The 12,649-nt window shown below is 62.7% G+C and carries 13 protein-coding genes; 8 read left to right on the top strand and 5 right to left on the bottom strand.

Features of this window, described 5'->3' with window-relative positions; genetic code table 11:
- Positions 1–3 precede the first annotated feature (3 nt).
- The 4 genes from AC0JZ4_RS19170 (at position 4) to speB (ending at position 3,799) form a co-directional block, all read left to right on the top strand.
- A complete protein-coding gene (locus tag AC0JZ4_RS19170) occupies positions 4–774 on the top strand; it encodes an amino acid ABC transporter ATP-binding protein (protein ID WP_471888103.1) in 771 nt (256 codons plus the stop codon).
- Between the two features lie 61 nt (positions 775–835).
- Positions 836–1,675, top strand: a complete 840-nt coding sequence (locus AC0JZ4_RS19165; RefSeq protein WP_471888102.1) for an ABC transporter substrate-binding protein — start codon at positions 836–838, stop codon at positions 1,673–1,675.
- 149 nt (positions 1,676–1,824) lie between these two features.
- Complete coding sequence (locus AC0JZ4_RS19160; protein ID WP_471888101.1) at positions 1,825–2,703, top strand: polysaccharide deacetylase family protein; 879 nt, start codon at positions 1,825–1,827, stop codon at positions 2,701–2,703.
- Between the two features lie 34 nt (positions 2,704–2,737).
- Positions 2,738–3,799: an agmatinase gene (gene speB, locus AC0JZ4_RS19155; RefSeq protein ID WP_471888100.1), complete on the top strand. Its 1,062-nt coding sequence runs from the start codon at positions 2,738–2,740 to the stop codon at positions 3,797–3,799.
- A 78-nt stretch (positions 3,800–3,877) separates the two neighbouring features.
- On the opposite strand, the gene fecE is transcribed toward speB, so the two are convergent.
- From fecE to AC0JZ4_RS19135, 4 genes are read right to left on the bottom strand one after another with little or no spacing between them, the layout of a single operon-like run.
- Positions 3,878–4,690 (bottom strand): Fe(3+) dicitrate ABC transporter ATP-binding protein FecE, encoded by an 813-nt coding sequence (fecE, locus tag AC0JZ4_RS19150; protein ID WP_471888099.1) that lies wholly within the window; start codon positions 4,688–4,690, stop codon positions 3,878–3,880.
- Between the two features lie 11 nt (positions 4,691–4,701).
- Positions 4,702–5,670: an iron chelate uptake ABC transporter family permease subunit gene (locus AC0JZ4_RS19145; RefSeq protein ID WP_471888098.1), complete on the bottom strand. Its 969-nt coding sequence runs from the start codon at positions 5,668–5,670 to the stop codon at positions 4,702–4,704.
- Positions 5,670–6,683, bottom strand: a complete 1,014-nt coding sequence (locus AC0JZ4_RS19140; protein WP_471888097.1) for an iron chelate uptake ABC transporter family permease subunit — start codon at positions 6,681–6,683, stop codon at positions 5,670–5,672. The genes AC0JZ4_RS19145 and AC0JZ4_RS19140 overlap by 1 nt, the downstream gene beginning before the upstream one ends.
- An 18-nt stretch (positions 6,684–6,701) precedes the next feature.
- The gene (locus tag AC0JZ4_RS19135; protein WP_471888096.1) at positions 6,702–7,607 is read right to left on the bottom strand and encodes a Fe(3+) dicitrate ABC transporter substrate-binding protein; all 906 of its coding nucleotides are present in this window, start codon (positions 7,605–7,607) and stop codon (positions 6,702–6,704) included.
- 144 nt (positions 7,608–7,751) lie between these two features.
- Between AC0JZ4_RS19135 and AC0JZ4_RS19130 the strand changes: the two genes are divergently transcribed.
- The 4 genes from AC0JZ4_RS19130 (at position 7,752) to AC0JZ4_RS19115 (ending at position 12,421) form a co-directional block, all read left to right on the top strand.
- Entirely contained in the window at positions 7,752–8,561 is an 810-nt protein-coding gene (locus AC0JZ4_RS19130) for a response regulator (protein WP_471888095.1), read from the top strand.
- Positions 8,548–9,990, top strand: coding sequence for a sensor histidine kinase N-terminal domain-containing protein (locus AC0JZ4_RS19125; protein ID WP_471888094.1), 1,443 nt, complete (start codon positions 8,548–8,550; stop codon positions 9,988–9,990). Before AC0JZ4_RS19130 ends, AC0JZ4_RS19125 begins: the two co-directional genes overlap by 14 nt.
- Positions 9,991–10,052: 62 nt before the next feature.
- The gene (locus AC0JZ4_RS19120) at positions 10,053–11,012 is read left to right on the top strand and encodes a Bug family tripartite tricarboxylate transporter substrate binding protein (RefSeq protein ID WP_471888093.1); all 960 of its coding nucleotides are present in this window, start codon (positions 10,053–10,055) and stop codon (positions 11,010–11,012) included.
- A 101-nt stretch (positions 11,013–11,113) separates the two neighbouring features.
- Positions 11,114–12,421: a CitMHS family transporter gene (locus AC0JZ4_RS19115; RefSeq protein ID WP_471888092.1), complete on the top strand. Its 1,308-nt coding sequence runs from the start codon at positions 11,114–11,116 to the stop codon at positions 12,419–12,421.
- A gap of 56 nt (positions 12,422–12,477) precedes the next feature.
- Here the strand turns inward: AC0JZ4_RS19115 and AC0JZ4_RS19110 are convergent, their stop codons facing one another.
- On the bottom strand, positions 12,478–12,633 hold the full coding sequence (locus AC0JZ4_RS19110) for a hypothetical protein (protein ID WP_471888091.1): 156 nt from the start codon (positions 12,631–12,633) through the stop codon (positions 12,478–12,480).
- Positions 12,634–12,649: the final 16 nt, after the last annotated feature.

Genomic DNA, 12,649 nt, shown 5'->3' with positions numbered 1-12,649 from the left:
GACATGACGAAAGATATTCTGATCAAGGCGATCGATGTCAGCAAGAGCTTCGACGCATTCAAGGCGCTCGACAAGGTCTCGATGGAAGTGGCACGCGGCGAAGTCGCCTGCATCATCGGCCCGTCCGGCTCCGGCAAGAGCACCTTCCTGCGCTGCATCAACCTTCTCGAGCGGATGGACGAAGGCGCCATCTGGGTCAATGACGAGCTGATGGGCTATCGCCGCGAGGGCAACAACCTCCACGAACTGAGCGACAAGGAAATCTCCCGCCAGCGCCGCCGCATCGGCATGGTCTTCCAGCGCTTCAACCTCTTCCCGCATCTGACGGCAGTCGAAAACGTCATGGAAGGTCCGATCCAGGTTCTGGGCCATCCGGCCGCAAAGGCGCGCGAGGAAGCGTTGGCACTTCTTGCCCGCGTCGGCCTCGGCGACAAGTCTAACCACTATCCGTCCGAACTTTCCGGCGGCCAGCAGCAGCGTGTGGCGATCGCCCGCGCCATGGGCATGCAGCCGGATCTGATCCTGTTCGACGAACCGACATCGGCGCTCGACCCCGAACTGGTCTCGGAAGTGCTCGATGTAATGAAGGATCTGGCGGCCTCCGGCATGACCATGATCGTCGTCACCCACGAGCTCGGCTTCGCCCGTAACGTCGCCAACACCGTGACCTTCATGGAGGCCGGCAGGGTCGTCGAGACCGGTCCGGCATCGGAAGTGCTGAGCGCGCCGAAAAGCGCGCGCACGGCGGAATTCATCCGGGCGGTCCATAGCTGACCGCCCGCGCAGTAACCCAGACAATCAACCAGCGTCCAAAGACAACAGGATAGGGGATATCATGACCAAGACACTGAAGATCGTGGCACTCGCAGCACTCGCTGCAACCGCCGCCACCGCGGTTTCGGCCGAAGGCCTGCCGGAACGCATCAAGTCGGCCGGCAAGGTCGTCGTGGCCAACACGCCGAACTACCCGCCGATGGAATACAAGGACCCGGCGACAAACACGCTGATGGGCCTCGACATCGACCTCGGTCTGGCGCTTGCCAAGCAGCTCGGCACCACGGTCGAATGGTCCGACATCGGCTTCGAGCAGATGGTACCGTCCGTCACCACCGGCCGCGTCGACATCATCCATTCGGGAATGAGCGACCTGCCGACGCGCCGCGAAGCCCTCGATTTCGTCGATTACATGAAGTCCGGCGCTCAGTTCTATACGACCGCTGCCCGCAAGGACGAGCTGAAGACCGAGACCGATCTTTGCGGCAAGTCTGTCGGCATGAGCCGCCGCACCTCCTTCCCGGATGAAACCGCGAAGTGGAGCGCCGCCAACTGCGAAGCCAAGGGTCTGCCGGCCATCAAGGTCGTCGGCACCGAAGGCTCGGCCGATGCCCGCACCCAGCTGAAGCAGGGTCGCGTCGATGCAGCCGTCCAGGGTTCTGAAACCGTTCCCTACCTGATGAACCTGGAAAAGGATGCCTACGCAGCCATCGGCACGCCTTACACCGCCGTCTACCAGGGCATCGGCTTCGCCAAGAAGGACACCGAACTGCGCGATGCCTATATCGCGGCCATGAAGGCCCTGATGGCAAGCGGCGAATACAAGACGATCCTCGCCAAGTGGAACCTCGAGGCAGCTGCACTCGACGGCATCTACGTCAACGGCGAAGCACAGAAATAAGTCCGCATTCCGCATGGCGGGAACCCTGGCCCGGCTTCATTCTCCTAAAGCCGGGCCAGGGTGGCGGACCTGTCCCGTCCTGCGCCCGGATACCGGGCCGCCTTCAGCCGGCGGCCCGGTTCCAACCATTCCGGCATCGGATATTCCTCATGGCTTTTGATCTTTCTCCCCGTCCGCTCAATCCCGCCCCCGCGACACCGACAATGACCTGGCCGAACGGTGCCAAGAGCGCCCTGTTCATCGGCTTCGATGTCGACGCGGAGACGGCCTGGATCGGCAACACGCCATCCAATGTCGACCGCATGGTCACCACGTCCCATGGCGGCTATGACGCACGCGTCGGGATCGCCAAAATCGTCCAGCTGATGGACGAACTTTCCCTACCGGCCACATTTTTCATTCCTGGCTGGACGGCGCGCGCGCATCCCGCCCAGTGCGAGGCGATCCTGAAAGCGGGCCACGAAATCGGCCATCACGGCTATCTGCACAAATGCCCGGATCGCGACAAGCTCGCCGAAGCCTTCGAAGAAATCGACCTTGGCTACGAGGCGCTGCAACAGGTGCTCGGCGTGCGACCGATCGGCTACCGTGCACCATCCGGGGAAAATTTCCCGGAGTTGCTCGCCTATCTCTCGCAATCCGGCATGCGCTATTCCAGCTCGTTCCGCGACGATATCCTGCCCTATAGACATGCCGACCATGGCGGCGAACGCGGGCTGATCGAGATCCCGGTCAACTTCGCCTTCGACGACTGGAATTTCGGCATGACCAGCCGCACCTCGTCACGACCGATCTTCGGACGCGAGGCCGTGCTGCAGATGTGGATCGACGAATTCGAGGCGACCCACGCCTGGGGCGGTGTCACGACGCTCGTCCTGCATCCGCAGGTTTCGGGGCGGCCGATGCGCTGGCACCTGTTGCGTGATTTTCTGCGACACGTGCAGGCGAAATCCGACGTCTGGATTGCCACAGGCCAGCAGATAGCCGACCATTTCGACGCGCTGGAAACGGCGCGCCAAGCATCCTGATAAAAACACACCGAGAAAGACCGGGAGAACCGACATGACATTCGACAAGAAGGCGCTGGAAGACCTCAGGGCACGTTATGGCGAAGGCCATGGCGGCAGCATCCATGATCCGGAATTCCGCGCCGTCGCCGACCGCATCTTTTCCGCCAGTGGCACGCGCGCAGCTCCGTTCAGCGGTGTGCCCACGCTGCTCGACGCGCCGCTGATGGCCATCGACCCGGAAAATCCGGATTTCGGCGACCTGCAGGTGGCGCTGATCGGCGTACCCATGGATCTCGGCGTCACCAACCGTCCCGGCTCCCGCTTCGGACCTCGGGCGCTGCGTACGATCGAGCGTGTCGGCCCCTATAACCACGTACTGAAGACCGCTCCCACTTTCGAAATGAAGGTCGCCGATATCGGCGACGTGCCGTTCCGCAGCCGTTACCGGCTGGAAATGAGCCACGAGGACATCGAGACGCATTACAACAAGGTCATCGACGCCAACGTCATTCCCCTGTCGGTCGGCGGCGACCACTCGATCACCCACCCGATTCTCAAGGCCGTCGGCCGCGACCGTCCGGTCGGCATGATCCATATCGACGCCCATTGCGATACAGGCGGCGCCTATGATCTGACCAAATTCCACCACGGCGGCCCGTTCCGCAACGCGGTGCTGGACGGCGTTCTCGACCCGACCCGCGTTATCCAGATCGGCATCCGCGGCGCCGCCGAATATCTCTGGGAATTCTCCTACGAGAGCGGCATGACGGTCATTCATGCGGAAGAGATCGGCAAGATGGGCATCGATGCCGTCATTGCCAAGGCACGCGAAATCGTAGGTGACGGCCCGACCTATCTCTCCTTCGATATCGACAGCCTCGATCCGTCCTATGCGCCGGGCACCGGCACGCCGGAAATCGGCGGCCTAACCAGCCGGCAGGCACTGGACATCCTGCACGGTCTGAAGGGCGTGAACTTCGTCGGCGGTGACGTCGTGGAAGTCGCACCGCAATATGACGCTACGACCAATACCGCCCATGCGGGCGCGCAGATGCTGTTCGAGATCCTCAGCCTCATCCGCTACAGCCCGGCCGTGAAGGCGGCGGCTTCTTAAGCGAGAAGTACGCCCCAATCGGATCGGCGAAAACGAGAGACAAGGGATCTGGAGTAACATCCAGGTCCTTTTTCGTAATCACAGTCTACAATCGCGGATTACGACCATCGGCGTGCCGGATTCGGGATCCTGCATAATGGTGCAGCGGATGGAGAAGACTTCGTACAGCAGGTCGGGATCGGCCACCTTGCCGGGTTTCCCTGCCGCGACCAGCCGGCCCGCCTTCATCACCGCCACATGGTCGGCATAGCGGAAGGCCTGGTTGAGGTCGTGCAGGACGGCGACCACGGTCTTGCCTTCCGATGCCAACCGGCGCGCGAATTTCAGAAGTTCGACCTGATGGTTGATGTCGAGAAAGGTGGTCGGCTCGTCGAGCAGCACGATCGGCGTCTGCTGAGCGACGATCATGGCAATCCAGACCCGCTGCCGCTGGCCGCCCGAGAGATCGGCGACATGGCGGTCGGCCAGATCGGAGACTTCGAGCTGCCGGATCGCCGCATCGACGGCACTGGTATCCTCGCCTGCGAGACGGCCCCAGATATCGTTATGCGGACTGCGGCCATAGGATACCAGCTGCCGGACAGTGATGCCGTCCGGAACCGGAAGCACCTGCGGAAGAAACGAAACCCGCCTTGCCAGCGCCTTGGCGCTATAGCCCGCGAGCGGCTTGCCTTCGATAAGGATCTGGCCGGCCGATGAAGGCACGATACGGGTCAGGCTTTTCAAGAGTGTGGACTTGCCACAGCCGTTCGGCCCGATCAGTGCCGTGACCGCACCGGCCGGAAAATCGAGCGACAGGTCGTCGATCACCTTCACCGCACCATAGCCGAGGGCAAGATTGCTGACGGAAATTGCCGCCAAGGATTGTGTCGCGTCCTGCGATTGGGTCATGGAAGCCTGCATCATCGGATCCGGAACAAGAGCCAGAGGAAATAGGGAGCGCCGATCACCGCCGTCAGGATGCCGACGGGAATTTCGACCGGCGGGGCAAGACCGCGGCCGAGCGTATCGGCGGTCACGACGACGATGGCACCGACGAGAGCCGCGGTCGGGATCAGCACAAGATGTGCCCCTCCGACCAGCCGCCGAGCGAGATGCGGCGCCACAAGCCCGACAAACGTCACCGGCCCGATGACCGAGACGGAGATACCGGTCAACAGGACCGCAAGCGTGATCGACGCCAGCCTTGCCCGCGAAAGGCGAACCCCGAGGCTCGCGGCCGCCTCATCGCCGAGGCCGATCAGGTCGAGAGGCTTTGCAAGGAACATGGCAAGTCCGATCAATGGGACCAGTAGCAGTGCCGGCGTCAGATGTGTCCAGCCGCGCGCCCAGAGACTGCCGGTCAGCGCCAGAAGCGCCGTATTGATTTCGACCGGGTAGGTCAAAAGCAGAAATTCCGTGACGCTGGCGAATGTCAGCGACACCGCCACGCCGGAAAGCGCGAAGCGTACCGGCGAGAAGGCCATGCCACTGTTATAGGCCATCAGGAGTGCGGCGCCGGCGGCACCGCCGAGGCAGGCAACGATCGGCAGAAAGGAAGAACCTCCGGCCGGCAGCAGCAGAAGCGCGATCGTAACGGCAAGCCCCGCTCCTTGCGTTACCCCGAGAATATCGGGCGAGGCCAGCGGATTGCGGATGACGCCCTGGATCAAGGCGCCGGCCGTGCCGAGCGCTGCACCGATGAGAATGGCAATCAGGCTGCGCGGCAGGCGATGCTGCCAGACGACGAAATCGGCCGCATCGCGCAGGAGAACCATCCTTCCCGCCTCGACCGGCGAGATCATCGTCGCTCCGACGCAGAGCGCGGCAAGAGTTGCCGCAACGAGAAGCAGGATCAGGATGGGGATGGTGGTGACAGAAGACCGTTCCATTACCGCTGCCCCCGCGCCATGAGCAGAAAGAACGGCGCACCGATGAGCGCGGCCACCGCTCCGGCCGGCGTTTCGGCAGGGAAGGCCACGGCCCGGCCGGCGATGTCGGCGGCCAAGAGAAGGATAGCACCGACAGCGGCACTCATCGGCACCAGCGGCCGATAATCGGAACCGACGAAAAGGCGCGCGATGTTGGGAGCCATCAGGCCGATGAACCCGATCGGACCGGCGGTAGCCACGGTGGCGCCGGTCATGATGCATCCGGCGACGAACACCGTTGCGCGCAGCAGCCGCAGCCGCACGCCCAGCGCATGCGCCGTTTCATTGCCGAGATTGACGAGATTTAGCCGCGAGGCGACCACCGCCGCCAGAATGAAGCCTGCGACGAATACGACGGTCATCACTTGAACTTCGGCGAACCGCACATTGGCAAGCGACCCGGCCAGCCAGTTCAGCATGCCGAGCGCTCGCTCCTCTGCCAGAAGAACCAGAAGGCGGGTGAGGCCGGCGCAGAGCGCCGCGACCGTGATGCCGGCCAGAACCAGCCGGCCCTTGGAAGCGTCGAGAGACCATGCCGTCCCCAGCATGAACACCAGAAGCCAGGCACATGCACCACCCAGGATGGTGGCGACGAGATTGCCATCGGCAAAGGGAAGCGAAATCAGGCCGGTGGTCACCAGTGCAAGCCCGAGGCTTGCGCCGCCGGTGACACCGAGAACTGTCGGCGATGCCAGCCGATTGCGGGTGATGCCCTGCATCAGCAATCCGCAGAGCCCAAGCGTGCCGCCGATCAGCAGCGCGGCGAGCGCGCGCGGCAGGCGGATATGGGCAACGATACGTGCTGCCGTGCCGGCCCCCTGCCCACCGTTGAAGACCCCGGCCCAGGCATCCGCCGCACTTATCGCAAAGGCGGAGAAGGCCGAAAGCGACCACCAGAACAGAAGCACGATCAGCGCGATTGCCGCCCCGATGGAAACGAGGCGGCGATCGGCAACAAGGGCTGGCATCGGCATGCTCTTACATCCAGCCCGTCACTCGACCGGCGTGAACGTACCCTGCATGATCGCCAGCGTGTCGCTTGCGATCTTCTCGGCAGACAGAATACCGCGATTGCGGGCCCAGACGTTCGAATCGACGCCGACAACCTTGCCGTTGGAGGCCTTCAGCACACTCCAGAGCTCTTCCTTGCTCCACTTGTCGACAATGTTCGGGTGACGATAGTGGCCGACGAACAGCCAGTCGGGATCAAGGCTCAGAAGCTGCTCGATGCCGGCGAATTCCGTCGGAGCACCTTCTTCCCGCATGGTCGGAATGGTGGCACCGAGGCTTGCGAGAACGCTGCCGGCATAGGATTCCGGGCCATGAATCGAGAAGCTGTCTTCGCGTGCGGCGCCGAACAGGATCGACACGCCCTTCGGCATCTGTGCTGCGATCGCCGCCATCGTTTCACGATGCTTGGCCAGACGAGCATCCATTTCAGCCGTCTTGCCGACAGCATGGGCGATCAGCGCCGCAGACTTCAGGCTGCCTTCATAGTTTTCGCCCCGCGACGACAAAAGCATCGTCGGCGCGATCGCGCTGAGCTCCTTGTAGACAGACTCGTGACGATCCAGATCGGCAACGATCAGATCCGGCTTCAGACCTGCGATCGCCTCGATGCTCGGCTGGCCGCGCGTTCCGACGGATGTCCAGGTACCGATGATATCCCGCACTGCCTGCGGAATGCGCTTCGGGTCCTTGTCGTCGGCGACACCGACCGGAGCGACGGAGACCGCCGCTAGCGCGTCCGCGAAGGAAAACTCCAGGACAACGATGCGCTGCGGCGTATCCGGCAACGTGATCGTGTGGGTACCGTCATTGACGGTGATGGGAGCAGCCATTGCTGCCGGGACGACCAAGGAAAGGCTGAGCGCCAGACCGACCAGAAAACGCTTCACCGGACTTCTCCTGAAATGAGCCAACAAGATCTTCGACTTGAAGCTTGGCGTATTAAACTGGTATCTGGACGTCAACTTTGGGCACCAACAGCGGTCGTGATCAACACATTTCCCACAGGCATCGTCAGCCTCCGGTAAGCTTGGATGGGCCCGCCGGCTTGCCTTTTCTTCGCTGCTGATGCGTGCTCCATAGTCACGTCAGCCCGCAAGGCAGACCCAGGGCGAGATGCGGTTGCGGTCTATCGAGCCCGACCAGAAACGACAGGAAGCACCGGTTTGCGATTATTGTTGGTGGAAGATGACAGGGATCTGGCGCTCTGGCTGCAGCGCTCGCTGCAACAGCGCGGCTTGTTCGTCGAATGGGAAGAAGACGGCGCGCAGGCGGACCGGCGCATCGCCGCTGAGACCTTCGATGCCATCATCCTCGATCTCGGCCTGCCCATGTTGAGCGGCGCGCGTCTGCTCGACAAGATGCGCGATCGCGGCGATGTAACCCCTCTGATCGTTATCACCGCACGCGACGACCTGCCTGACCGGGTGGCTCTTCTGCATGCCGGCGCGGATGATTTCCTCACCAAGCCATTCGCCATGGAAGAGCTGGAGGCGCGGCTCGTCGCGCTCGTGAGACGCAGCCGCGGGCATGGCCGCGGGGTTTATGAGTGCGGTTCGCTAAGCTTCAACCAGTCGCAGCAACTCTTCTTCCTCAACGGCGCCAGGATGACGCTGACGGCGCGCGAACACGCGGTGCTTGCCATCCTGATCCAGCGGGTGGGTGAGCCGATCTCAAAACAGCAGATCCTCGATCGCCTGATAAGCTCCGACGAGGAGATGCAGCTGGAGTCTGTCGAGGTGATGATGTACCGGCTGCGAAAAAGGCTGGAGAATTCGGATGTCCGCATCATCACGCTCCGCGGTCTGGGCTATTTCCTCGAGGCGAACAATGGCCAGGAGTGAGGCAGGTTCCGGCCGTTCGCTTCTCTTCACGCTCAGCGTCTGGATAGCGCCGGCGCTGGTCGCGTTGGTGGCCGGCACGACATTCGTCACCAGCCGGACGGCAACGAGCCTTGCCGACAGCGCCTATGACCGCTCGATTGCCGGAGCGTTGCGGGCGATCGACCTCAACATATCCACCGAGAGCGGCGGTATCGGCGTCGAGCTGCCCTATCCCCTGTTCGAAGCCTTCGAGGCGACGGCGTCGGGCGATGTCTATTTCCGCGTCGCCACGGAGGATGGGCTCGTCGAGATCGGTGACAGCTTTCTGCCGCGCCCGCGTGATTTCGAAAGCAACGGCTCTCACTTCTACAATGACGAGTTCCTCGGCAAGCCGATCCGCATGGGCATCCTCAAACGGCAGCTGGATCGACCGCTCTATGGCGCGGCTGTGCCGCAGACGATCATTCTGCAGGTTGCCGAAAGCATGCAGTCGCGCGACGAATTTCGGTTCGACATCATCAGGAGCACGGCGGCGCTCAACCTCTTCTGCGTCGTCGCGGTCGTTGTCCTGCTGCTCGCCGGCCTGATGCGCGCCCTCTCGCCGCTGTCTGCCCTGCGAACCGGCTTCGAACGACGCGACCCCAACGATCTTTCACCTGTCGATGCAAGCATGCTGCCGCGAGAAATCCGCCCGCTCGTCGATACGTTCAACCGCCTGCTGGGCCGGCATACGGCACAGGCGGAAGCGCAGCGCAGGCTGCTCGACGACGCATCGCATCAGCTGCGCACGCCGATCGCGGTCTTGAGAACCCAGATAGACTATGCCCTCTTCACCAAGGTGGAAGCGGAAAGGCTGTCGGTGCTGCAGGCCATGCGGCAGATCGTCGATCGGGCGACGCGCACGACGACGCATTTTTTGACCATGGCGCGAACCCGCAATTTCGCCAGCGAGATCGAGCCGGACGCGCGCCTGCCGGTGGACCTCTCAGCCCTCCTGACCGAACTCGCCCGCATGCGGCTGGCTGACGCGCGCCGCCGCCGTGTCGATCTCAACCTCGATCTGCCCGAGGAGAATGTCTTCGTCGGCGGATCGGAAACGTTGATCTTCGAGGCTGTCAGCAACCTCCTCGACAATGCCTTGCGCCACTCGCCGGAGGCCGGCGCCGTTACCATCCAGCTGAACGTGCAGCCGGAGCATCTGCACATCATCGTGATGGATGAAGGACCGGGAATGAAACCGGAGGACATGGCACGCGCCGGCAACCGTCACCTAGAGCCGACCGGAAACCGCAGCGGCGCCGGTCTCGGCCTTGCCGTCGTCGTCGAAATTGCCGAGGCTCACGGAGGAAGCCTGACGCTTACCAACCGGGCTGAAGGCGGTCTGGAGGCGAGATTGAAGCTGCCCCAACAGTCCGCTGCGACAAAAAGCAGCAGCTTGACAGCTTCCTGACAGCAACGATGAGGTATCGGTCGATTTCGATGTTCGGATCAGCGTTCTTTGGGAGGGGGCGATTGAAAATCACATTTCTTTTCATCCTGTCCGTGTTCCTGGCCTGCGCCGGAAATAGCGTCGCCGCGCCGGCCGATCCGCTATGCATAGTCCCATCAGCACCGGATGGCGGTTTTCAGCTGACCTGCGAATTGGCGCGGGAAGCGCTTGCCAAGACCGATGCCTTGCCTCGGCCTCTGGCAATCGAAAACATGCCGGGCGGCGTCGGTGCGATCACCTACAATGCCTTCACCAGCACCCGCCGCTCAGAACCCGGCACTCTCGTCGCCTTTTCCGAAGGGTCGCTGTTCAATCTCGCTCGTGGCAAGTTCGGCCCGCATGACTGGCGCGATGTGCGATGGGTCGCGGTTCTCGGGGTCGACCACGGCGCCATAGCCGTCCACAAGGACTCCCCCTGGAAGACGCTCAGCGACCTGGTGGATGCGATGGCCAAAGACCCGCAATCGATTGCGATCGGCGGGTCCGGCACGATCAAGGGACGCGACTGGCTGCGCGCCGCCAACATGGCGGAGCTTGCCGATGTCGATATTCGCCGCGTCCGCTTCGTCGCCTTCGAAGGTGGCGGCGATTGCGTTGCAGCCCTCTCCGGCGGCCATGTTCAGGTCTGCATGAACGATGCCGCCACCACACAGTCACGCATCGACAAGGGACTGCCGGTGCGCATGCTGGCGGTCTATTCGGCAGAGCGCCTGTCCGGGAAGCTCAATTCCGTGCCCACCGCCCGCGAACAGGGTTTCGACATCGTCTGGCCGGTCGTTCGCGGCGTCTATGTGGGGCCTGACGTCAGTGAAACCGACTACGCTTTCTGGGTCGAGGCATTTCGCACAGCACTGGCCGGGCCTGGCTATGGCGACATACTTGCAGCCAACTATCTGCAGCCCTCCCCGCTGGTCGGCGACGCCCTGACCGACTTTGTAAGAGATCACGCAGCCTCTGCGGCCAAGGAGAAAGAGCCGCGCTGACAGACCATCGCCTGATTGACCGCCGGCGATAGGCCGGATCGCCCCCCAGTTTTGTTGAAGCAACGGAGTATCCGCCTGAGGCGGATGCCACAGGAGGTCTTTTGCTTACAGTTCTTGCCTATTCCATGATCGCATCCTTCATGGCGCTCATCATGACCAACCGCATGTCGGCGCTGATTGCGCTGATCACGGTACCCATCGTCTTTGCGATCATCGGCGGCTTCGGCCCGCAGATCCCGGAAATGGCGATCGCCGGCATGAAGAGCATTGCGCCCACCGCCGTGCTGTTGCTGTTTGCCATCCTTTATTTCGGCCTGATGATCGATCTAGGTCTTTTCGATCCGCTGATCCGTTTCGTCGTGCGCGTCTGTCACGGCGATCCGCTGCGCATCATCGTCGGCACAGCAATCCTGTCGACGGTCATTTCGTTGGACGGCGACGGGTCGACGACCTTCCTGCTCGTCGTCAGTGCCATGATGCCGCTGCATCGCCGCATGGGTATCAATCCGCTGATCCTGCCGGCCGTCACCGTCCTGCCCAATGCGATCATCAACATCGCGCCATGGGGCGGGCCGACCGCGCGCGTCATGGCGTCACTGAAGGTCGATGCAAGCCAGGTCTTTCTGCCGCTCGTTCCGGCGATCATCATGTCCTGTCTCGCGGCCATCCTGATCGCCGCCTATCTTGGCCTCAAGGAACGCCGCCGTCTCGGCATGATCACCATGAACCGTCAGGCGGAGGAGGAAGCCCGCAATGCCGCCGATGCCGCAACCCAGGCAGTCGTTTCGCGCCGGCCTGCGCTGCAGGTCTTCAATGCGCTCCTTACCGTCGCCATTCTTGTCCTTCTGATCATGGATGTCCTGCCGCTCGGCCTCATCTTCATGGTCGGCTTCGCAATTGCACTGACCGTCAATTTCCCCGGCATCAACGAGCAGCGCGAGCGCATCGAAGCCCATGCGGGCAGCGTGCTGATGGTCGTCTCGGTCGTCTTCGGCGCCGGCGTCTTCACCGGCATCCTGTCCGGCACCGGCATGACGACGGCGCTGGCGGAAAGCGTCGTCAACATGATCCCCAATGCCGCCGGCGAATACATTCCGCTTATCACGGCACTCCTGAGCGGACCGTTCACCTTCTTCCTGTCCAACGATGCCTTCTACTTCGGCGTCGTGCCGGTGCTTGCCCATGCCGCATCCGCCTACGGCATCCCGCCGGAAGTGATCGCCCGCGCCTCGCTGATCGGCCAGCCCGTGCATATGCTGAGCCCGCTCGTTCCGGCCGCCTATGTACTGACCGGCCTTGCCAAGGTGGAGTTCGGCGCGCATCAGCGGTTCACGCTGAAATGGGCGGCGCTGCTGGGCATGGTGATGCTGTTCGTGGCCGTAATCACCGGCGCAGTGCCCGTCTTCTGATCCTGTCGGACGACCGCTGCCTCAGGCATGAGGGGTAGGCGTTCGCCGCCCCTCCTTCAACCCTGCTGGCTATAGGCCTGCCGGCCGATGCCGGCGGGCCAGTTCTGCGACGCATGCGCATGCCGGCCGTCATGCAGGAGGGGAATGGAAACGATCACGAGGATCAGCGCCGCCACATAGATCATTCCGAGACGTGTTCTCAACGCATTCACGATACGCCCACTCCTG

The sequence above is a fragment of the [Rhizobium] kunmingense genome, assembly GCF_977018605.1.
The sequence above is the reverse complement of the archived record's forward strand: the minus strand, read 5'-3'. Positions and strand labels throughout refer to the sequence as shown.